This is a genomic window from Solibacillus sp. NPDC093137, assembly GCF_050280445.1.
GTDB lineage: Bacteria > Bacillota > Bacilli > Bacillales_A > Planococcaceae > Solibacillus > Solibacillus isronensis_B.
In genome coordinates, this window is record NZ_JBNNVH010000001.1 from 1,471,340 (window position 1) to 1,493,276 (window position 21,937).

The 21,937-nt window shown below is 37.4% G+C and carries 20 protein-coding genes; 8 read left to right on the forward strand and 12 right to left on the reverse strand.

Annotated elements, in window-relative coordinates; genetic code table 11:
• Positions 1-8: 8 nt before the first annotated feature.
• Both ACQKN3_RS07555 and ACQKN3_RS07560 read left to right on the forward strand, forming a co-directional pair.
• Complete coding sequence (locus tag ACQKN3_RS07555; RefSeq protein ID WP_427710576.1) at positions 9-461, forward strand: DUF4275 family protein; 453 nt, start codon at positions 9-11, stop codon at positions 459-461.
• On the forward strand, positions 458-919 hold the full coding sequence (locus ACQKN3_RS07560; RefSeq protein WP_427710578.1) for a DUF2691 family protein: 462 nt from the start codon (positions 458-460) through the stop codon (positions 917-919). Before ACQKN3_RS07555 ends, ACQKN3_RS07560 begins: the two co-directional genes overlap by 4 nt.
• A 91-nt stretch (positions 920-1,010) precedes the next feature.
• Here ACQKN3_RS07560 and ACQKN3_RS07565 read toward each other — a convergent pair whose 3' ends face one another.
• Positions 1,011-1,928: a LysR family transcriptional regulator gene (locus tag ACQKN3_RS07565; protein WP_427710580.1), complete on the reverse strand. Its 918-nt coding sequence runs from the start codon at positions 1,926-1,928 to the stop codon at positions 1,011-1,013.
• A gap of 78 nt (positions 1,929-2,006) precedes the next feature.
• Here ACQKN3_RS07565 and ACQKN3_RS07570 point away from each other — a divergent pair, with 78 nt between their 5' ends.
• Together ACQKN3_RS07570 and ACQKN3_RS07575 are read left to right on the forward strand one after the other, a co-directional pair.
• On the forward strand, positions 2,007-3,017 hold the full coding sequence (locus ACQKN3_RS07570; RefSeq protein ID WP_427710582.1) for a DUF2332 domain-containing protein: 1,011 nt from the start codon (positions 2,007-2,009) through the stop codon (positions 3,015-3,017).
• 140 nt (positions 3,018-3,157) lie between these two features.
• Positions 3,158-3,808 (forward strand): ZinT family metal-binding protein, encoded by a 651-nt coding sequence (locus tag ACQKN3_RS07575; protein WP_427711637.1) that lies wholly within the window; start codon positions 3,158-3,160, stop codon positions 3,806-3,808.
• A 65-nt stretch (positions 3,809-3,873) separates the two neighbouring features.
• On the opposite strand, the gene ACQKN3_RS07580 is transcribed toward ACQKN3_RS07575, so the two are convergent.
• Entirely contained in the window at positions 3,874-5,793 is a 1,920-nt protein-coding gene (locus tag ACQKN3_RS07580) for a penicillin-binding transpeptidase domain-containing protein (protein WP_427710584.1), read from the reverse strand.
• Between the two features lie 174 nt (positions 5,794-5,967).
• Here ACQKN3_RS07580 and ACQKN3_RS07585 point away from each other — a divergent pair, with 174 nt between their 5' ends.
• The gene (locus ACQKN3_RS07585; protein ID WP_427710585.1) at positions 5,968-6,885 is read left to right on the forward strand and encodes a LysR family transcriptional regulator; all 918 of its coding nucleotides are present in this window, start codon (positions 5,968-5,970) and stop codon (positions 6,883-6,885) included.
• Positions 6,886-7,236: 351 nt separating this feature from the next.
• Here ACQKN3_RS07585 and ACQKN3_RS07590 read toward each other — a convergent pair whose 3' ends face one another.
• The 4 genes from ACQKN3_RS07590 to ACQKN3_RS07605 all read right to left on the reverse strand — a co-directional run bounded on the left by ACQKN3_RS07590 (position 7,237) and on the right by ACQKN3_RS07605 (position 9,829).
• The gene (locus ACQKN3_RS07590) at positions 7,237-7,461 is read right to left on the reverse strand and encodes a sulfurtransferase TusA family protein (RefSeq protein WP_008404823.1); all 225 of its coding nucleotides are present in this window, start codon (positions 7,459-7,461) and stop codon (positions 7,237-7,239) included.
• Between the two features lie 13 nt (positions 7,462-7,474).
• A complete protein-coding gene (locus ACQKN3_RS07595; protein ID WP_427710588.1) occupies positions 7,475-8,524 on the reverse strand; it encodes a YeeE/YedE thiosulfate transporter family protein in 1,050 nt (349 codons plus the stop codon).
• A gap of 220 nt (positions 8,525-8,744) precedes the next feature.
• Positions 8,745-9,089 (reverse strand): DUF6176 family protein, encoded by a 345-nt coding sequence (locus tag ACQKN3_RS07600; protein WP_427710590.1) that lies wholly within the window; start codon positions 9,087-9,089, stop codon positions 8,745-8,747.
• A 14-nt stretch (positions 9,090-9,103) separates the two neighbouring features.
• Positions 9,104-9,829, reverse strand: a complete 726-nt coding sequence (locus ACQKN3_RS07605; protein ID WP_427710592.1) for a DUF2087 domain-containing protein — start codon at positions 9,827-9,829, stop codon at positions 9,104-9,106.
• A 388-nt stretch (positions 9,830-10,217) separates the two neighbouring features.
• Here ACQKN3_RS07605 and abc-f point away from each other — a divergent pair, with 388 nt between their 5' ends.
• Positions 10,218-11,717 (forward strand): ribosomal protection-like ABC-F family protein, encoded by a 1,500-nt coding sequence (gene abc-f / locus ACQKN3_RS07610; protein ID WP_427710594.1) that lies wholly within the window; start codon positions 10,218-10,220, stop codon positions 11,715-11,717.
• Positions 11,718-11,768: 51 nt separating this feature from the next.
• Here the strand turns inward: abc-f and glsA are convergent, their stop codons facing one another.
• Positions 11,769-12,689: a glutaminase A gene (gene glsA / locus ACQKN3_RS07615; RefSeq protein ID WP_427710596.1), complete on the reverse strand. Its 921-nt coding sequence runs from the start codon at positions 12,687-12,689 to the stop codon at positions 11,769-11,771.
• A 145-nt stretch (positions 12,690-12,834) separates the two neighbouring features.
• Here glsA and ACQKN3_RS07620 point away from each other — a divergent pair, with 145 nt between their 5' ends.
• Entirely contained in the window at positions 12,835-13,824 is a 990-nt protein-coding gene (locus tag ACQKN3_RS07620) for a S66 family peptidase (RefSeq protein ID WP_427710598.1), read from the forward strand.
• A gap of 115 nt (positions 13,825-13,939) precedes the next feature.
• Here the strand turns inward: ACQKN3_RS07620 and ACQKN3_RS07625 are convergent, their stop codons facing one another.
• On the reverse strand, positions 13,940-14,926 hold the full coding sequence (locus ACQKN3_RS07625) for a diguanylate cyclase (protein ID WP_427710600.1): 987 nt from the start codon (positions 14,924-14,926) through the stop codon (positions 13,940-13,942).
• A gap of 20 nt (positions 14,927-14,946) precedes the next feature.
• Positions 14,947-15,741: an alpha/beta fold hydrolase gene (locus tag ACQKN3_RS07630; RefSeq protein WP_427710602.1), complete on the reverse strand. Its 795-nt coding sequence runs from the start codon at positions 15,739-15,741 to the stop codon at positions 14,947-14,949.
• Between the two features lie 365 nt (positions 15,742-16,106).
• Between ACQKN3_RS07630 and ACQKN3_RS07635 the strand changes: the two genes are divergently transcribed.
• Entirely contained in the window at positions 16,107-16,571 is a 465-nt protein-coding gene (locus tag ACQKN3_RS07635; RefSeq protein WP_427710604.1) for a chemotaxis protein CheX, read from the forward strand.
• Between the two features lie 279 nt (positions 16,572-16,850).
• On the opposite strand, the gene ACQKN3_RS07640 is transcribed toward ACQKN3_RS07635, so the two are convergent.
• From ACQKN3_RS07640 to ACQKN3_RS07650, 3 genes are all read right to left on the reverse strand, one after another.
• The gene (locus ACQKN3_RS07640; RefSeq protein ID WP_251688805.1) at positions 16,851-18,752 is read right to left on the reverse strand and encodes an ATP-dependent DNA helicase; all 1,902 of its coding nucleotides are present in this window, start codon (positions 18,750-18,752) and stop codon (positions 16,851-16,853) included.
• 187 nt (positions 18,753-18,939) lie between these two features.
• Positions 18,940-20,079 carry a THUMP domain-containing class I SAM-dependent RNA methyltransferase gene (locus ACQKN3_RS07645; RefSeq protein ID WP_251688807.1) on the reverse strand — a complete coding sequence of 380 codons (1,140 nt, stop codon included), beginning with the start codon at positions 20,077-20,079 and terminating at the stop codon, positions 18,940-18,942.
• A 4-nt stretch (positions 20,080-20,083) separates the two neighbouring features.
• Positions 20,084-21,832 carry a putative bifunctional diguanylate cyclase/phosphodiesterase gene (locus ACQKN3_RS07650; RefSeq protein WP_427710607.1) on the reverse strand — a complete coding sequence of 583 codons (1,749 nt, stop codon included), beginning with the start codon at positions 21,830-21,832 and terminating at the stop codon, positions 20,084-20,086.
• Positions 21,833-21,937: the final 105 nt, after the last annotated feature.

Genomic DNA, 21,937 nt, shown 5'->3' on the forward strand with positions numbered 1-21,937 from the left:
AGCAGCTAATGGACGATTTATCTAAAAGATTGAGTAGAAAAAACATGAAATTTACCGAGAATCTTCACTGGGGGATATATTTTAAAAAGCGATGGGAAAACGCATTTGCCCATCATTTACTTCAGGAAGAAAAAGAAAGAATTTTTCTTATTGGAGACCATTATTTTAGTGGTTACTTGTGGCATCTGTTCAGTTACAAAATGATTCCCCATCTGAGCCAGATTAAAGCCGAAGAAACTTTTAATTCACTTAAGAAAACAGAGTGCTATATTTTTTATGAACATTTCCCTGAAGTTTTCGATGTTGAGGACGCTAATTCATTAAAAGCAGAAGATTTATTAGAGGAAGAAGATATTTATATAGTAGATAAAAATTTTACTTGGACGTATGTCGTTACTCACGAGGAGAGCTGCGGTCCTTATTTTACAATTAAATTACTGGAGGAGATGATGAAGCAATGAGAGGGGTATCCTTTGAAATACCGAACCGGTACGGCCGTTATTTATATGACATTTTAGAAGACATCAACATCAAAAATTACTTTTGGAAATCAGGTGACGGAGAGGCATATTATATTGATAATAAACAGATAGGCGAAGCAATGTTCCCGCAGCCTTATACATATAACGGTCAAGACCTTTACAACCGAATCTCTGCAAAAGACTATTATGTTTTATTTGCAGACTTAAAAGCATTTAAGGAAAACACACATATACAGGGTATTGCTACATATGAAGATTTCCTTAATAGCCAGTGTGAAATCGCCCTTTTAATTGTTGATAGTTCCTATATAACAATTTATGTAAAAGATCAACATGTAACTGAACGTATTTATAGAAAAGCGGTTCAGAATGGGTACGAAAATATAGCTTACATTACGGATCATAATGACCCTCGTACAGCATTGACCTCATTTTAAATAAATGGGTGAAGCAATAATTATTGCTTCACCTTTTTTTATTAAATTTAAATTCACTAATAAAAAACTTAACTATGCTCCCCCCTTTTCCTCAATAATCTATTGAGCTTTTTCGGATGAAACTCGTCAGAGGAATAATTTTAGTAGAATTTCTTAAGTGGCTCATATAAATATCAACTGGATAAATAGTCCCGATCGGACCTATATCCACAACCCTTAATAAATCCTCTTCAACTTCCTCTGCAATCAAAATTTCAGGCAATAGCCCGATACCTAACCCTTCCTTAATCAATTTTATAGCAAAAATAACATCATATATTTTGTTGAATTTCTTTATATCGTACTCATTATTTAACCATTCAACTAACGGGGTATGTTCATCTAAATAACCTATATAAAGCGGTTGCTCATTAAAAAGCGCCTTAAGCTGTAAATCAAGCTCCTTTTCCGCAAGCTGAAATTTTGAAGCATATACTATTCTCAACGGGGAACGGTCAATTCGCTCCGAATGAAATTCTTTAGAAATGAATTTATGTAAACCTAGTGCTACATCTATTCGCTGTTCTTTTATTGCACTCTCTAACTGCATGTGATCTTCCATTTTAATTTCCACGTTGTATTGTTGATGTACTTCAATAAAATTATGTATTCGCTCTAATAGATTCGTATGAAGCAAAGCGGGTGAAACCGAAATTATTAATGGAACAGTCGGATGTAGAGATTCCAGGAGAATTTCTTTCGTACTTGCTTCTATTTCAGCCACAAGTTTTTTGGCCATAGGATAATATTTTTCACCAATTGCAGATACCTTTACCTTTGTATGTTCCCGGTGAAACAATTGAACCTGTAAATGTTCCTCCAATAACTTCATATGTACAGTAATACTGGGCTGGGAAATATACAGTTTTTCTGCCGCCGCTCGAAAGCTCCCTTCTTCAACAACCGCTATAAATGATTTCAGCCATTTTATATCCATATTTATCACCTTCTTATTAATATTATTAATCAAATACATTAAAACTCATTAATTCTATTAATTGTAAGTCTATTATACACTGTAAGCAATACATGAAATGAGGTGTTTTAAATGGAACAACTAGTCGCAGTTTTTAGACGTTTTGCCAAACAGGAAGCGAAAAACAATAGCCCACTTTACGAATATTGGTGTGAAAGGATTATAACAAATGAGCAACTATTGCATCTCATTATGCATATTCCGGAGACACAGCCAAAGCCGAATTTATTTTTTGGGTCTGTCCAGTATTTATCAGCCCAAAAAGAAACCCCTCTAAAACGAATATTCGAAAATCCTTATGAAGTAAATCTGGAAGAAAGCTTTCAATTACTCATCGGTTTCTGTACACAACACTCGGATGAACTGTTGCAGTTGTTTCAGACAAAATCTGTTCAAACAAATGAAGTCCAACGTGCCAGCTATCTTTACCCGATTTTCTCGGAAATTGCCGAAGAGGCGAAACTACCATTATCATTATTGGAAATCGGTACAAGTGCAGGACTTTTGCTTAATTTGGATGGGTACCGATATGAAATTGAACAAGAACCGCCGATTTCATTTGGCAATGAAAATAGCCCTCTCACTCTTTTTGCGAAAAACTACGGCACGCCTATAACTTCTGTGAAAAGCCTGAACATTGTACACCGATTTGGAATTGATTTAAATATTATTGATCTACAAGATTCTGATGAATATTTATGGCTGAAAAGTTTAAATTGGCCCGAACAAATTACACGGAAAGAAAATTTAGCGAGAGCATTGGTGATTCACCGGCAATATTCAAAGCTTTTACTAACCGGAGATTTTAGAAACCTTATTCCCCCACTATTTGAAAACCATGAACTTAAAAATAGCCAAATTATTATTTTCCACACACATGTAGCAAATCAGTTTTCCGCTACATTAAAGTCAGAATTGTTGGCACTGCTTCAGCAACTAAGCCATATTCATAGCATTTATCACATCTACAACAATATGTATGATAAGGATTTACATGTGGATTTCATTGATGCTGGTATAACTAGAACCGTCAAAATACTAGAAAATACTGATGGTCATGGGAAGTATTTTAGGTGGAATTAACTTCTCAAATAGTAATAATTACGATTTGCATTGACAAGCAAGGCACAACTATATAATATTATAAATCGTAACAGTTACTATTTAGGAGGTAAGGTATGAAAAGGAAATTAAATTGTTTAAGTATTTTAGCGTTTAGCATCATGCTGGTTGGTTGTGCTGAAAATTCTAAAGAAGAGGTCAATGCAACTGCGGATGTTGTAACAGAAGAAAAGGCTCATGAGCATGATCATCAACATGAAATTAATGAAAAACAGGAAAAAATTTATAACGGTTATTTTGAAGACGAAGAAGTACAGGACCGGCCATTAAGCGATTGGAGCGGCGACTGGCAATCGGTCTACCCTTATTTGCAGGATGGTACTTTGGATGAAGTTTTTGAACATAAGGCTTCCCATGATGACAGCCAAACATTTGAGGATATTAAATCTTATTATGAAACTGGCTATAATACTACTACGGACCGTATTGTCATTGAAGATCGTTTTATTACATTTCATGATCACGGTCACGCGCATAAAGGAGAATACACATATGATGGTTATGAAATATTAACCTATGAAAAAGGTAATCGTGGGGTCCGGTTTATTTTCAAACATGTCGGCGAAGAAACAGGCGTCCCGGCTTATGTTCAGTTCAGTGACCATATAATCGCACCTCAAAAATCAGGGCATTACCACATCTACTGGGGGGATGATCGTGAAGCTTTATTAAAAGAAATAACGAATTGGCCAACCTATTACCCTTCAAATATGGATGGCCATGAGATTGCACACGAGATGATAGTACATTAAAAATGTGTACACAAAAACAACCATTTGCTCATTGAGCAAATGGTTGTTCTTCAAAAAGTTTAATATTATTTTTCTAAATAAAGATGAATAGTGCCATCTAGTTCTAATACACTTTCCGGCTCAGGTAACTGCGCTTTTACTGTCTCGCCTTCTCCATGTACTTTAATTTGATAAGGATATTCCAACTCCATAATTTCATTAACAGATACACCTACTAAATCAGGTACGCGCTCCGTCAATTCATCACCCCAGCGATATTGCTTTTCCAATTGGCCTTCTCGATCTTTTTCGATCCCTAAAATAAGTGCAATATCTTCAATAATCTGTCCAACAATCGGCGCTACAATTGTACTGCCGAATACTAATTCGCCTTTAGGACTGTCAACCGCTACATATACGACAACTTCAGGATCATTTGCCGGTGCAAAACCTATAAATGATACGATATAGTCCCCATCTTTATAGCGTCCATTTTCTACTTTTTGAGCAGTACCCGTTTTCCCGCCTATGCGAAGTCCATCCCGGTAAGCAGCCCGCCCCGACCCATTTGCTACTACTGACTCCAGCGCGTCTCTTACTATTTTGGAAGTTTCCTCACTGACCACATTGCGTTTTAAGGTCGGCTTATTTTCTATAACCACTTCTCCACTTTCCGGGTTGTATACTTTTGAAACAACATATGGCGTAAAGAGTTTACCGCCATTTACAGCTGCAGAAACTGCCTGCACTTGTTGAATAGGTGTCACAGATATACCTTGCCCAAAAGAAGTGGTGGCATGTTCAACCGGTCCAAATGCCTCTTCGGAAAATAATATACCTGACGCTTCTCCGGCAATATTAGAACCAGTTGTTTTACCAAACCCAAAATCCTTAATGTACTTCATTAACTTGTCAGCACCTACTCGTTGACCAAGTTCGATAAATCCCGGGTTACAAGAATTTTCCACTACTTGTAAAAACGTTTCCTCTCCATGACCATCACGTTTCCAACAGCGAAGTCTTACACCTTCCACCATCGTATAACCTTTATCAAAAAAAGTATCTTTTTCGAGATCCACTACATTTTCTTCAACAGCAGCACTCAGTGTAATAATTTTAAAGGTTGATCCCGGCTCATATGTCATCCAGACCGGCAAGTTCCGGTTATAAATAGATGATTCTACTTCTTCAAACTTAGAAGGATCGTATGTAGGATATGAAGAAAGAGCTAAAATCTCACCTGTTTTAGGATTCATCGCAATGGCCAGTGCCTGTTCTGCGTTATATTTTGTCATAGCTTGAGACAGTTCTCGTTCAATTACTTTCTGAACTTCCACATCAATTGTTAAGCCTAGCGTTGCCCCTTGCTTCCCTTCTCGCCATTCATCATTCACATGGGGTAATGCCTTCCCCTTTGCATCAGTAAACAACTTAATTGCTGCATCTTTAGAAGTCAAAAGTTTATCATATTGATATTCAATTCCTGCAAGTCCCTGCGAATCATACCCTGTAAATCCGACTAGTCGTGATAACAAATTCCCGTACGGATAACTCCTGTCATAATCTACACCACTATATAGCCCGTCAATTTTCAATTCTTGTATTTTAACGGCTTGTTCGTATGAAATATTTTTCGCTTCCGGTGCAAGTTTGACTAGATAGCTTTTAGAATTCATTTTTTCGTATAATTTTTTGGCGTCCAACTTAAGCACCTCTGCAATCTGGTTTGCAGCTTCTTCAATATTCTCATTCTGTGTTGGCATGAAATAAAGCGTTGGCGCTAATTCATTCGTAACAATAAGTTTACCGTTTCGATCCGTAATTTTCCCGCGCTCTGAAGTAAACGGAATTTCCCGATCCCAATTCGTCTTGGCAAGTTCCGTTAGTTTATCATGCTGAATAATTTGCACATAAAACAGTCTTATAAAAACAATTACTCCGAAAAGAATAAAAGCAGAAAAGATTAATCTCAATCTTTTTTTGGAAATAGTTGAAATCCACTTCAAAAAATTCACCTCAATATTCACGTTATGAATAAAAGGGAATTTCTATTCAAGCAGCTGCCAGTCGAATAGGGATATTAAACCCCTTTCTATTTATATGGTTCTACCTTACAATAGATATTAATTATATAAACAGTACATATAATAGTTTATAACTATAAAAGTGAGGCGTTTTCTATGGAATTACGGCAGTTAGAATACTTTTTAATGTTATGTGAGGAGATGCAATTTACTCGAGCTGCTGAACGGCTTAATATTGCACAGCCAACTTTAAGCCAGCAAATTAAAGTGCTCGAAAATGAAGTGAATACCCCGTTGTTTAACCGGATTGGTAAGAAAATCACCCTTACGGAAGCTGGTCAGATTCTTTATCGCCAAGCACAAACGATATTTCAAACATTGCATACAACTAAAATGCAAATGCAACAATTGGCTTCACTTGAAAAAGGGATTCTTCGTGTAGGCGCGTTGCCTGGTGAATTGACTAATATTGTGTCAGATTTAGTTTTAAAGTTCATGCATAAATATCCGCATATACAAGTAACGGTTACTTCCGGTGAAGATATTCATTCATTAATAAAAAACAATACCATCGATTTCGGATTTACTTTTTCACCACTAATTGAAAACTACGATGAACAGTTTGTGGAGATTCCTTTATACACTGAAAAGTTCTGCTATGTAGAAAGCAAAGACTCTGCTACACGACTTGAAGAACCCGTGCAATTGTGCCATATTTTAAAAGAACCACTTGTTTTGTTTCCAAATGCGCATCTTTGCCGGCGGATATTAAATGCTGCAGCTAAATCGGACAAATTAACGGTTGAGCCAAAGTTTGAAACTTCCAGCATTCCGGCTATTTTTCAGTTTGTCGAGCAATGCCTTGGCGGAACGATTGTAGCCAAAACATTGTTTGATTTACATGCGTCGGACAAACTGCAGGCTCATATCATTCAGCACCCTATACTGGAAAGAGAAACATTGCTGATCTATCAGAAGGAGCGCCAGCAATCACCAGCTTTTAAAGCGTTTCTTGATTTATTGAAACCTGCGCTGACAAATTATCAGTTGTCATTGTCTGCTAATTCATTGTAAGGGGCTATACAATAGTCCCTTTTGTCATTTATTAAAAGATGAAGGGCTGTGATGATGGGAGTTCTTCTAATATAATCGGAAATCTTCAAATAAATTTTGGCACGCTATATTCTAATATCGTTGTTCAAACTTCTAACATCGCTCCGTTTTTTTCTAATAACTCCCCTAAATGTTCTAATAAAAGCTCTGCCATAGCCTAAATTTATTTTAAATTTAATTTGCCTTAATAGCTTCATAATAAATAAAATCTCACAACTTATAGTGTCGGGTAATATGTAATCCCTATCTATCCTGTCACCCCAATAAAAAAACAGCACCTCATAAATCGAGATGCTGCCTGTAACTCATAAATTATTTTTTCTTAATTGTAATTGTCCAAGAAGCTTCGCCTAATTGCTCGTAGTTTGTTACTTCATGGCCGTCTTCTGCTGCCCAGCGCGGAATTGATTCCGTGCCTTGAGTACAATCGAATTGTACTTCCAGCTCATCACCTGTGTTTAACTCTTTAATTGCTTCTTTTGCTTCGATCAATGGAAACGGACAAACCATTCCTAATACTTCTAATGTTTTTTTCATTTAAATTCTCTCCTTAAGCACGCGCTGTTGCACGTTTTTTTGATGGACGCACAAATACGAAGTACGATGCTGTCCAAGTACCCAAAATCATGAATAGTAAAGCAACCCAACCTGACCAAGTCATCATTGATGTCATTACAAGACCGTTCCCGATTGAACAGCCGCCTGCAAGACTTGCGCCGAACCCCATTAAAATACCGCCGGCAGAGCTTCGGACAACTGTTTTTGTATCTGGTGTACGTAATCGGAATTCACCGCTCATTTTAGCAGCGAAGTAAGAACCGAATAAAATACCCATTACAAGGAATACTCCCCAATTAATGATGTCTAAGTCCCCAGTTACTAAAAACTGTAGAATATTTGCTGAAGGTGTTGTAATCCCTAAACCGAAAATACGTCCTGATGCCGCACTTAAAGGCCAAGCCAATGTTGCGATCAAACCGATTAAAGTTGCTGTCACATAAGGATTCCAGCGTTTTTCGAATAAAATATGTGCCAAGCCTGTTTTCTTAGGTTTCAAGCCTGGAATTTTCACACGTGGTTTGCGTAATTCACGGTAAACAATGAACGCCACCAATGCAACAAATGGAATGACTAAAAACCAGACATTAATGCCAAATGTATCGGCAATTGAATCAGTACCTACTACCGGTGTACGTGCATCAACTGTAAATTGTGCTAATGGACCTGACTTCATAATAGCTGCCATCAACATGTAAAATGCTAATGCTATCCAGCTTCCGATTAAGCCTTCCCCTGCACGATACCAAGTACCTGTAGCACAACCGCCTGCAAAAATAATCCCGATACCGAAAATAAATGCGCCTGCAATCGTTGCCCATAATGGGAACTGACCTGCTGTATATTCAAACGCCCCTGCCTCAATTAGTAGGAATACACCTACCGCTTGAACTGCAATGGCTACTAGTAAAGCATAAAACATACGATTATCTTTTGCGATGTACATATCACGGAAACCGCCTGTTAAACAGAAACGTCCACGTTGCATCACAAAGCCTAAAAGAGTACCACAAAGGATACCCGTAATTGCCATTTGCAACAAAATAATTCCTCCTATTATTAAAACCAAGTTTATCAATAGGGATATAATATAATATTTTACTACTATAATACAAGTATTTTGTTTAAGATTAAGATAATCGTATAAATTTAGTTGGTTTTATGGTTTAAAGGACGAAAATGAATGTATTTTATTGAAATCCTACAGAGTAAAATTTATATTCAGCAAATTTACTTTCCTAATATTACAAATTATACTTTTATCAGTTCATACTAGCTCGTACATTTTCAGGAATCATTACGACTTCTGTTTTCAAATCAATAGAACCAAAATTTTCATCGATGCATTCCTCCCAGTATTCCAAATGATTTTTATCAATCCAATGGGTAGAATCATCTACATCCACCCCACCGCTTCCTTGTACCGAATACCAGTATAAATATTCTTCACCATTCAAATGTTCGTGGAAAATCGTTTCCACAAACATTTTCTCTCCCTCAAGTGTTACAAGTACATCTTCTATATGATCATTTAAAAAATCCATCCATTCTTTTACTTTAGAAGTTTTCCCGGCTTTTACACGATATCGTGTCAGCTCTACCTTCATTGAAAGACCCCCTATCATTTCACCCAGTACTCTGAACCATCGTCACTCCGCTCCATAAAGCCATACTCAATCAGATGACGGCGCAGTGATACAAAATCATCGTGGACAGTCTTTAAAATTTCATTTACTTCTTTTTCATGGTAGCGCTTTCCTGCATCAAAACGCTTTAAAATATGCTGGAGGATAATGAGCTTTTTCTTTTCCTTACTAGGAATTGTTTCAACCCCCGCATCCAACCCGTTTTTAAAATAGGTAGTCAATACTTTTTCTCGTTCCTTCTGTTCAATACTATAACGTTCGTCCACTTGTCTCGCCCCTTTATGTATTTGATAATGTTCAGGGTTTTTCATTAGCTGCATGAGAGCAACAAAAATTTTCGCCTGTTTTTCCTTTTCGCGAAATTTAAAGCGGTGCTGGCGAACTGTTGATACACTCGATACATTGCTATCATTTACAATTTCCTGATCGGTTTTGCCTTCGAAAAAATGCTGCAACATTTCAATTTGAACATCTGATAACCCGCTTACTTTTTTATCTAAAGCAAGCAATGCGTGAAATGGTGAAATATGTACCAGCTCAATGTGTTTTTTAATCATGCCATTCGCTGTCAGAAAACGATTGTCATATGGGAAGACTTCATCTAAATGATAGGACTGTTTACAAAACAAACATTGATACCTTTCCTGTTTCATTTCATATCCTTTTATAAGTACTTCCATTGAAATATTTTGAATTTCCAAAAAATATCACCTCTATAACATTTATAATATACGTTACTATATTTGTAAACATTTTTATTTTATGTTTACTATTTTAGGCCATTCTGATTTTATAATTTTCTCCAGAGAACAACAGGATTTTCTATAGGAGTTGTATCCTCTAGAATTAGTGGGTTGAATTTCCGAACAATCTATGGCATACTACTAATAATTTACTGGAAAGGAAGATGAATGGCTGATGGATAAGTAATTCTATTTTACACGTAAAAATGTATACGCATTTTCACATAAAATAGGATTAGTCTGCCCATTTATACTCCTTTAGCGAACTTAAAGGCTTATTTACGTATGATTACTAATCCTTCTGACACTTTCAGAAGGATTTTTTATATATAAATATTCTTTGTGAATGCGTATACTTTCAAATCAAAATTTGGAGGTATGCTATATGCCAATAGAATTGAAAAACGTATCATTTAGCTATGATTTACTCGAAGAACCATTATTTAAAAATATAAACATAACGATCGATAATACTTGGAAGCTTGGTCTAATAGGACGTAATGGTCGCGGAAAAACAACTTTACTTCATTTACTGCAAAATAAATTACCATATAGCGGAACAGTAATAAGTGATGAAGAATTTCATTATTTTCCCTTTGCCATTCGTGATCCAAAGGTTACTACGTATTATGCGATTAAAGAGGCCATGCCCGTTGAGTTATGGAAGCTCGAACGGGAATGCCAGCTTTTGTCGCTTGACTCATCGTTGTTATGGATGCCTTTTGAACAATTGTCGGGCGGCGAACAAACAAAAGTAATGCTTGCTGCTGTCTTCGGTGAAGAAAACCGTTTTCTTCTGCTTGACGAACCTACGAATCACCTCGATCTGAAAGGCCGGTCCATCGTTGCAAACTATTTAAAAAAGAAAAAAGGCTTTATCGTCGTCAGTCATGACCGTCAATTTATCGATGAAGTTGTCACACATATTTTGGCGATTGAAAAAAGTCAAATTAGCGTATACAAAGGAAACTTTTCAGTTTATGAACAGCAGAAGAAGCTACAGGACGAGTTTGAACTCGAGCAAAATCGCTCATTAAACGCTGAAATCAACCGCCTGCAAAAAACGGCTCGCGAAAAGTCTAACTGGGCCGCGCAACGTGAAAAGCCTTCAGGAAATGATCCATTCGGAAATGCAATTGCAAAGCGTATGAATAAACGAGCAAAAGCAATTGAAAAACGCACACAGGAAAAAATTGAGGATAAAACGAAGCTGCTGAAAAATATTGAAACAATAAGCGATTTGACGATTAACTGCCAATTGAAGCATCGGAATCCTGTACTTCGCGTGAAAAACCTTACGTTGAGCTACAATGATCAACCCCTGTTCCAACCTATTTCATTTGAAATTTTCCAAGGGGAGCAAGTTGCTATTGTCGGACCGAATGGCAGTGGTAAAACATCACTTGTTCAATATTTACAGGGTACATTTCCTGGTACTGTAGACGGCGAAATGATTATGCCACAAGGGTTGAGCACAAGTGTTATTCGCCAAAATTATGAGGATAATCAAGGGATGTTAAAAAACTTTGCCTTTGAGCAGCAAATCGACTACACATTATTTTTAAACAATTTACGTATTTTCGGATTTAACCGTGATGTTTTTCAAGTACCAATTGAAAAGATGAGCATGGGTCAACAAAAGAAAGTCGAATTTTCAAAGTCGCTCGGACTCGAAGCAGAATTTTATATTTGGGATGAACCGCTGAACTATTTAGATGTTTTTAACCATCAACAGATCGAAAAAATGATTGCTCAATTTAAACCAACTTTGTTATTTGTGGAGCATGATGCCACATTCGTAAAAAACACAGCAACGAAAGTTATTGAGCTCCTTCCTTATCGTTAAATTAAAAAAGGAACATTCCTTCATTTTTTTGAGAGAATGTTCCTTTTCCTGTTATAAACAAAACAAATCATATTCCTTTGACAGATGCATCAAAAACTCGATACCCGCTACACTATTGCCGACTTGATCAATGGCTGGTCCATAAATGCCAATTCCAATCGGACCTTGCAGTTGTTCTATTTCACCATTACGGACTACGGCAATGATTGCACCGGATACACCGCTTTTTGCCGGCAACCCTACAAACGCTGCAAATTTTCCGGATGCATTGTACATGCCGCATGTGAGCATTAAAGCTTTTGCAATATTAATTACCTCTTTATTGCAGCAAGCTTCACTATCTTTTCCATTAGTCGCAAAATAAAATGCCATTTTCGCTAAGTCGGTCACATCTACTGAAATCGAGCAAAGCTGTAAATAGACTTGGAGAGCTTCCTCAACATCAGATTTCAGGAAACCGTTCGCCTGTAATATATAGGCGATTGCCCGATTATAATCAGCTGACTGGTATTCCGAAAAATAGATTTCATTATTAATATGCACTTTCTTTCCGATCATGCGTTCTAAATAAGTCGTCACAGATTTCACTTTTTCGAACATTGTCTCACCCGGAAGTAACGAAGCAATTGTTATCGCCCCTGCATTGATCATCGGGTTAAAAGGCTTATTATTATGCCCTTCCAATCGCACAATTGAGTTAAATGAGTCTCCTGTCGGCTCCACATCAACATAATGCATGATTTCCTCAATACCGTGATGATTTGCAGCAACCATAAAACTGATTACTTTCACGACACTTTGAAGTGTAAAAGTTTCTGTACAATCACCTAATTCAATTTCCTGTTCTGTACTTAGTAAACTCACCGCAAACAAATCGCTATTTGCTGCAGCAAGTGCTGGTATATATGAGGCGACCTTACCACCTGCTGTCATTTGCTTTGCCTGATCATAAATTTTTTGTAATTTGTTCATTGGACACTAGTTGCCGTAACTAGCTGCTCACCTCCTCATTTTCTATCATATACTCTACATTTATTATTTCCTTTTTTCTGCGCGAATATATTGTATAATTTTAACATATACCCGAAACTATAAATTAGCAAAGATAGGTGATTATATGTTTCATCCATTACAACGTGGAGATAAGATCGGCATTTTCTCATCTTCTGTACCGGCAACAACTACCGCAAAGTTGCGATACGGTCGCGGTAAAGAATTTTTGGAGGAAAAAGGATTTCAAATTATCGAGGGTAATCTTACAGGTAAACAAGATGGCTATCGGTCAGGGACGCCAAAGGAACGTGCTGAAGAATTTAATCAGCTACTAAGAGATCCATCAATTAAAATGATCATGTCCTCAATCGGCGGTACGAATTCGAATAGCCTTCTCCCCTATATAGATTACGATGCGTTTAAAAATGACCCGAAAATTGTGGTCGGCTACTCTGATACTACTGCAATTTTATTGGCTCTTTTTGCCAAAACGAATATTCCTACATTTTACGGTCCGGCACTCATCCCTTCGTTCGGAGAATTTGAGCCGCTTGTCCATGAAACATACAATTATTTTGACCGCTATTTTTGTCAACCAAGCGTTCCGTACTCGATTCCAATGCCACGAATTTGGTCAGATGAAATGATTAACTGGCTAGATTATGAGAAGCCAAAAACACTCTACTCAAATAAATGGATCAGTGTTCATGAAGGTGTTGTTGAAGGGCGTTTAATAGGCGGCAATAATAATACAATGTACGGTTTCATCGGAACAGCTTATTTTCCTGTTATTAATACCGGTGATATATTACTCATTGAGGATTCATTGAAGTGTGCGTCAACTGTAGAAAAGAATTTTGCGATGTTGAAATTGCACGGGATATTCGACAAAGTTGGCGGTATTATCCTTGGAAAACACGAGCTCTTTGATGATGAAGGGACAGGCAAGCTGCCGCTTGACCTGTTATTGGAACAGCTGGATGATAAAACTATTCCTATTCTTGCCGATATCGACTGTGCCCATACCCACCCGATGTTCCCTTTGGCGATCGGCAAAAAAATCCGTCTGGATACGATCAACCAATCAATTACTTGTATTGAACATTGGCTTTAGCTATTAAGAAAATGTAATTGTACGAAAACTTCATCGACATTAAAAAGGCTAATGAAGTAATTAATTCAATAGCCTTTTATTGTATGTATCTATTATCCTAAAACTAAAAAGAAAGCTACATCCTTTTCATCGCTTCATACTGTGTTGCCTGGTTGCGTCCATTTCGCTTTGATTCATAGAGTGCATCATCCGCATGTTCAAAAACAGAGCTCTCAGTATCACCCTTTTTAAATGTTGTACAGCCGATACTTACCGTTAACCGACCAACTGATGGCCATATTGTTTTCTCAAACTGTTTAATCAACTGTTGGGCAATTTCAAACGCTTTCTCTTCATCTGTTTGGCCTAACAGTAAAATAAATTCTTCGCCCCCAAATCGTGCAGGAATATCCTGGTCACGAGCAGCTGTTTTCAATAGAACTCCTAATTGTGCTAAAACCAAATCTCCTATTGCATGCCCATATATATCATTCACCTGTTTGAAATGGTCAATATCCATTACGAGCAAGGAAAATGGAATTCCATATTTATCAAACTGCTCAATATGGATTTGAAGCTTTTGCTGGAAAAAACGGCGATTGCCAATACCGGTTAAGTTGTCTGTATTGGAAATATACTGTAGTTCTTCGTTCAGTTGAATTAATTGCTGCTGTTTCTCTTCAATTTTTTTATTAATTCGCTGCAAATGTTCATGGGCGGTTGTTTTTTCGTTATATGCTTCTTCCAATAATAGTTTCGCTTGTCGAACTTCACGCTCATATTCAATTCGCTTGTTCATTGGCATCATGACAATATCGACAAAATTCTTACCTTCCTTATTTACTTGTTTTGCATTGACTAAACATGGCATTGTTTGTCCAGCAGCATTCTGTATATTAATAAAAAGTTCATCTACAAATTGATACATTGCCATATTAGGATAAAAATACGAATGGAAAATTAATTTACTACTGGATGAAAACAACTTTTCAAGATGTTGTCCATATAACTCTTCAAGCCTGTAATTTGTCCATTGCAAAAATGTTTCATTTACATCAATAATTGTATATTGCTCGTTTGTAACAATATATCCACAAGGCAATTGAGCTAGACGTCTCTCCATCGATGCATACGCCCCTATTCTTATTTTATATAGTTTAATATGATTTCTGCTGTTAATTTCGGGTCGCTTAAATGTGGATAATGACCCCTAGTATCTAATATTACCAATTCATTGTTCGGAATATGAGCGCTTAAATAATAGCCTACGTCAATCGGTACAATACTATCATTCGCGCATTGCAGGATTAATATAGGAATTTGCGTCTCCCCTAATCGATATCGTGAATCACTAAAGAAAGTGACTTCTGCAAACTGTCTCGCAATACTTGAATTCGTTGATACAAATGTTTCTTCAAGTCTCTTTGTTAATGGTGAATCACTTGATTGATCCATTGCAATTGGGGCCAAATAGCTTGCCCAACCTTCAAAGTTCATTTCCATTGTTACAAGCAGTTCATCAATTTCACTTCGATCAAATCCCCCTTTATAATCTCCATCATTCAAATAATAAGGGGAAGGGCCTATCATAATAAGCTTTGAAAAGTATTGCGGCATTTTTATAGCAGCGAGCATACCGATCATCGAACTTACAGAGTGACCAATAAAAATAATATTTTTAAGATCGTATGCCTCAATAATGTCAATGACGTCCTGTACATAACCATCTAAGCTATTATATTTCACCCTATCATATGCCGTTATATCGGAGTTACCAGCACCTACATAATCAAAAAGAATAATTTTGTACGATTCCTCAAAATAAGAAATCAAACTTTGCCATAAAGTTTGATCACAGCCAAACCCATGCGCAAATAATAAAACTTGCTCTCCCTTACCCTTGATCGAAATATTATTTCTCTTTACAACGTTGACCAATGTGATGACCTCACTTATTAAATATCTATACTTCCTATTTTGGAACATATTTCATGAAATTTCTACTCTATTACATAAAAATCGCATTGTCAATATGACAATGCGATGAATAGTTTTTAATATTTTATTTTTAATTTGCTGTATTTTTCATAACATAGTTTCCAATTGCCACATAAACGATCACTGTTGCTCCAATAAAAGCATACAACATTTTAAACACCGCCCCATTAGTTGATAATAATTATCATTTTCATTATATATGCTCCGAAATTTTCTGTCAATACAGTGTCTTTTAATTTTCTTCTATACATATACCGAAACAACATGTTAATATGAATTAAAAGTCTAGGAAGGAGAAATTATTATTGAGTAATTCGACGCATATTCAAACTATTTTAAACGGGACAATCCATTCACTAAAAACTATATTACCTATGATTATAGATGTGAAATCTCCTTCCATCATAAATGAACCGTACGAACAACTTGAGATGGGTGTGCTTATAGGATTAGTTGGTGATGTTAAAGGACGCATTATCATTGACGGCACACCGGAAAGTTTTAGTGCAATCGGCTCTGCGATGTTCGGAATGCCTTTAGAAGGTGCTATGCTTGAGTCCTTTACAGGCGAACTCGGGAATATGATTGCCGGTAATTTATGTACATACACAGTCCAACATGATTTGGAACTTGATATTACGCCACCTACCGTGATGGTTGGTCATACAAAATTATACGGCTTTAAGCAAGCATTTAAAATACCTGCTACTTTAGAAGGTATCGGGGATTTAATTATTCTATATACAATTGATACTGAAGAAGAAGAGTAAATCATTTTTGCCTTTTGTTGATTCTTTCAATGAAAGGTTTTTTTTATTTGAAGAAATTTACGGATATTAGAACAACCCTAATAATTATTAGAAGATTTCACTACTATCTTTGAACTTTTCATCTTCATATTAAAAAGAAATGATTCACTTATTAGAAAATCAGCATTTTATTAGAAGATTTTTTATTAAATTAGAACATCACTACTACTTATTAGAAAATAGCGCGCCCTACAAATCCAAAGGAAAACCCCGCTCGAAACACTCGAACGGGGTTGAACATTATTGTGGATCCACTGCTAAAATATCTGTGAAGTGTGATTTCACGCTTGCTTCTTCATTATTTAATAAAATATGAATGTCACCATGATCATTCGATGTACGAATTAGACGGCCCATTCCTTGCTGAAGACGAAGCTGCATGAATGGTAACTCAACTTCTTCAAATGGATTTTGTGCAAATGAACGTTTTGCATCAAATAATGGGTCATGCGGCGGGAATGGCAAGTCGAAAATAATGACGCGCGTTAACGCTTCTTCCGGTAAATCCAAGCCTTCCCATAAATGATACGAACATAATGTTTTCACTTCACCGTTTTGGAACTCACGGACAATTGCCGAAAGCTCACGGTCACCTTCAAATGCGATATTTAAGCGTTCCATTAAACCAACATTAGATTTAAAGTGATTCATTGCCTGTTTTGATTTAAATAAAATTAATGTTTGTTTACCATCTTTCAAAAGCTGCTCTACTTTTGCAGTTTTTTCGGATTGCGAAAGTTCATGTAAATAAATTTTCATTACTTCTTCGTAATCAAACGGTGATGGTACACTGAAGCTTTGGTATTGTTCGATGCCTAAGCTTGATGCGATATAGCTGAAATCCTTATTTACCGATAGTGTAGCCGATGAGAACACGATTGGCATTTTTTTCGAGAATAACGTTTCAGAAAGAACATCTGTAATCAGGCGTGGCATAATGACGAGCGTCTCTTCTCCATCATTATCCTCCAGCCAATCAACAGCATCGCCTTGTGCAACAAAAATACGAATTGCCGCTACATAATGCTCTAAAAACTCTTCCGCCATATTCAGCTCATATTCCGGAATCATATAGAGTTCCGATTCAAAAACGAATTCTTCCAGCAGCTGATCGACATATGCAATGACGCGCTCGCCTAAGTGGATCAGTCGCTCTGATTTCACAATACGTTTACGGTCTTCTTCTGATTTAATGACATCTTCACGCAACTGGTCAAAAAACAGTTCATGGTGATCTTGTAAATGTTCCATCGCATATAATGTACGCTCACGAACACCATCTACCATTAATCGTTCCAATAACTCTACAATCGTATACGCCTGAACTTTGTACGTTAATGCTTTTTGGGCTGCATATTCAAGTAAATGTCCTTCATCAAGCACCATCATTGAAACTTCCGGTAATAGCGGTAATTGCCCTTCACGTTCACGTGATTCCTTTGTCGCCAAATGCTCCATTAAAAAGTCTTGTGAACAAATGATAAGATCCGTCGATTTACGGTAATGTGCACGGTGTAATGTTTGGCCGCAACGATTACGTAAATCACAAACCGCACATTGCATGATTGAATTGTAGTTTACTTTCTCCCAGTCTTCATCCGTCACTAACGGATAATCCGAGCGCTCCCCGTATGGCTGCACGGCAATCATACTGCCCTGTGCATATACCCCATCCGGAATTGAAAATGCAATATCATCAATCCACTCTTCTGTTTCCGTTTTTTCCGCTTCTTCAAAGCGTTTTAAACATAAATATTGGTCACGTGATTTTGCAAGACGGACATCAATATCCAGTCCTAATACATCACGAAGTTTATGAATATCGCCGCCCTCTTTTACGAGCTGGTCGATTAAAGTTTCATCTGCACAGGCAATAAGTGCCGGTTTTCCTGTATAACGTGCATAAGATACTGCCGGTAATAAGTAGGCAATTGTTTTTCCTGTTCCTACCCCAGCTTCCGCAAATAACACGTTCTTTTCTTTTAAAGCTTGCTCTATTTGGTAAGCCATGAAAATTTGTTCGTCACGGCATTCAAATCCTCGTTCAGGCAATTCGTCATACAGGACATCGCCTAACCAATCGCCTAAAGAGTCGAAGAAAGTTTTCTCTCTCGATAATTCAAAAGGTAAAGATTTTCTCAAATGGATGTTCCCCCTCAATATGAGGCGGAAGGAACATATACAATTCCTCCCGCAAATAATAACAATTTACAATTTATATTAAAAAATTCCGTACTTATCATTATACAACGATTCACATAAAAAAGACTAATAATATGCAACAAAAAGAGCGCTCTCCGGAATGTCTTCTCGGACACGCTCTTCGTTATTAATTTTCGCGCTTAGATTTTTGACCCCAATACTGGTATAAATCTGTGCGGATGAATCCGTTAAATAATTTACGCTTTTTCGTCGCTTTTTTACCGTAATGTACTTCAAAGTCTTCCATTGATGACAGCATGTATACTGACCATGTTGGGTAGTTTTGCATAACTTGACCAAACTGGCGCAGCATTTTCTCGATCTCTTCTACTTCACCGATACGCTCACCATATGGAGGGTTTGTAACAATAACCCCGTCTGTCAGCTTCGTTGTGAAATCTGTCGCCTGCATTTGCTTGAATGTTAATAGATCGCCAAAGCCTGCTTCAAGTGCATTTTCTTGCGCAATGGCAACCATTTTATGATCGATATCTGTACCGATGATCGTTAATTCCTGATCATAATTCGCTAAAGAATCCGCTTCATCACGCGCTTTATCCCAAATATCCTGCTTCATCCATGGCCATGATTCCGAAATAAATTCACGGTTATAGCCTGGTGCGATATTTTGGCCTATCATAGCCGCTTCCAATGCAATCGTTCCCGAACCACAGAAAGGGTCTACGAACGGACGGCTTGGTGACCATTTTGAAATTTTCACTAATGCTGCTGCAAGTGTTTCTTTTAATGGTGCTTCACCTTGTGTCGTGCGGTATCCGCGTTTATGCAAGCCTACACCCGATGTATCAATCGTTAATGTTGCCATATCTTTTAAAATCGAAATTTCGATTTTAAATGTCGGGCCGGATTCATCTAAAAACCCTAAACGTTTATAGGCAAGCTTCATTCGTTCAACAATCGCTTTTTTCGTGATTGCCTGACAATCCGGTACACTGAATAATGTTGATTTGACCGATTTACCTGACACCGGGAAATTTGCATCCACCGGCAAGTATTTTTCCCATTGAACAGCTTTTACACCTTCAAATAGCTGGTCAAATGTTTTAGCCGGGAATTGGGCAACGACGATTTTCACACGGTCTGCTACACGCAACCATAGATTCGTGCGAGCAATCGCCATCTCATCGCCTTCAAAATATACTTTGCCGTTATCGACACGCGTTTCGTATCCTAGATCACGTACTTCTTCTGCTACAATTGCCTCTAGGCCCATCGCAGCTGTTGCAACTAAATTAAATTTTGTCATGCGTTTAAATCCTTCCTTGATGCTCGACTTCCCAATATTGGATGAAGTCGATTAATTCTTCCATAGGCAAAGGTTTACTGTAGTAATACCCTTGTATATAATCACAGCCCATCGATTTAAGCAAATCGACTTGCTGGCTTGTTTCCACACCTTCAGCTACTACTTTCATTTGCAGGCGATGCGCCATTTGAATAATCGCATCGACAATTGCCTGCTTATCATCAAGCGAGCAAATATGCTGAATGAAGCTGCGGTCAATTTTCAGCACATCGAGCGGGAATCGCACTAAGTAACTTAATGAAGAATACCCTGTCCCGAAGTCGTCGATCGAAAGCTTAAAACCTAATTGCTTCAGTTTTACTAGTTTACTCACTGTCTCCTGCGCACTGTTCATCACTGTTCGCTCAGTCACTTCGATTTCAAAGCTCTGTGCCGAAGCATTATTCCGCTCTAAAATTTTTTGAACCGAATCTAAGAAGCTTTGCTGCTGGAAGTGAATGCTCGAAACATTTACTGCTATCGGTACATTTGGGTACCCGGCAGAAACAAGCTGATGATAGCCTTCACATGCAAGCTCGAAAATCATTTCGCTCAGTGGGATAATTAAACCCGATTCTTCGGCATGTTCGATAAATTCAGCAGGTGATACAAAGCCAAGTTTCTCACTGTTCCAACGTACTAATGCTTCGATTCCGATAATTTCATTGTTTTCGGTACTAACTTTCGGCTGGTAGGCAAGCGTAAATTCCCTGTTTTCAATCGCTTTACGGAGCTCACTATCAAGTGTCAGCACTCGATTCGAATCAGTTTCCAAATCGTCAAAGTAAAATGAGTAGCAATTGCGCCCATTGTCTTTTGAAAATGACATGGCCCGATCAGCACGATTCAATAGTTGTTCTGTTGTCATACCGTCCGCCGGGTAAATGCTGATTCCCATACTTGTCGATATATAAATATCCTGATCGTGAATTTTAATCGGCGTTTCAAAAACCCGAAGCACCTGCTCAGCAAATTTTGCAGCTTCTCTTGGATGTTGGATATTTGCTAATGTAATGACAAATTCATCCCCACCAAAGCGCGCTAAAATATCCTTATTTCTCACTAAAGTTTTCACGCGTTTGGATACTTCTACCAATAACTGATCACCAATGGCATGACCGAGCAAATCATTCACTTGCTTAAAGCGGTCTAAATCCATAAAAAGAACCGCATGCTGTATCGGCATCACCTTGTTCTCTGTCACTTCCAGAAGTGCATTCATACGTTCAATATAGGCAAAACGATTGCACACATCTGTTAATGAATCATGAAGAGCCCTTTTTTCAAGTTCGTCTTCCACGATTTTACGTTCAGATAAATCTGTAAAAATGCCGCAGTAATTTGTAATTTTACCTGCATCATCTTTAATTGCTAGTATTGTCAGCCATTCGGGGTATAATTCACCCGTCTTGCGTCTATTCCAAATTTCACCTTGCCACATGCCTGCCTTGCCAATTTGTTTCCACATATCAATATAAAAAGCTCTGTCATGCACGCCAGACTGCAAAATAGACGGTTTCTTCCCTTGTACCTCTTCCAATTTAAAGCCTGTAACAAACTCAAAAGCAACATTAATCGATAAAATTCTTCTATATCGATCGGTAATCATAATACCTTCCGCAATATTTTCAAAAACTCTTTCGATTAATTCTTTTGGAAACTGTGACAATGCCAGCTCTTGTATGATGGATTTATTAGACTTCAATTCGCTCAAGACATCTCACCCTTATATAAAGAACAGTTTTTATATATTCACTCCGACAGAAGGAGGTATTGTTTTATTGATTTAGTTCCCTAATTCCCCGTCATGAACCTTTAT

Excerpts from the sequence above, each read along its gene's own strand:
- ACQKN3_RS07590 (WP_008404823.1), bottom strand. The coding sequence starts at position 7,461 with ATGAAAAAAACATTAGAAGTATTAGGAATGGTTTGTCCGTTTCCATTG.
- ACQKN3_RS07555 (WP_427710576.1), top strand. The coding sequence starts at position 9 with ATGGACGATTTATCTAAAAGATTGAGTAGAAAAAACATGAAATTTACC.
- ACQKN3_RS07620 (WP_427710598.1), top strand. The coding sequence starts at position 12,835 with ATGTTTCATCCATTACAACGTGGAGATAAGATCGGCATTTTCTCATCT.
- ACQKN3_RS07585 (WP_427710585.1), top strand. The coding sequence starts at position 5,968 with ATGGAATTACGGCAGTTAGAATACTTTTTAATGTTATGTGAGGAGATG.
- glsA (WP_427710596.1), bottom strand. The coding sequence starts at position 12,689 with ATGAACAAATTACAAAAAATTTATGATCAGGCAAAGCAAATGACAGCA.
- abc-f (WP_427710594.1), top strand. The coding sequence starts at position 10,218 with ATGCGTATACTTTCAAATCAAAATTTGGAGGTATGCTATATGCCAATA.
- ACQKN3_RS07625 (WP_427710600.1), bottom strand. The coding sequence starts at position 14,926 with ATGGAGAGACGTCTAGCTCAATTGCCTTGTGGATATATTGTTACAAAC.
- ACQKN3_RS07600 (WP_427710590.1), bottom strand. The coding sequence starts at position 9,089 with ATGAAGGTAGAGCTGACACGATATCGTGTAAAAGCCGGGAAAACTTCT.
- ACQKN3_RS07560 (WP_427710578.1), top strand. The coding sequence starts at position 458 with ATGAGAGGGGTATCCTTTGAAATACCGAACCGGTACGGCCGTTATTTA.
- ACQKN3_RS07570 (WP_427710582.1), top strand. The coding sequence starts at position 2,007 with ATGGAACAACTAGTCGCAGTTTTTAGACGTTTTGCCAAACAGGAAGCG.
- ACQKN3_RS07645 (WP_251688807.1), bottom strand. The coding sequence starts at position 20,079 with ATGACAAAATTTAATTTAGTTGCAACAGCTGCGATGGGCCTAGAGGCA.
- ACQKN3_RS07575 (WP_427711637.1), top strand. The coding sequence starts at position 3,158 with ATGCTGGTTGGTTGTGCTGAAAATTCTAAAGAAGAGGTCAATGCAACT.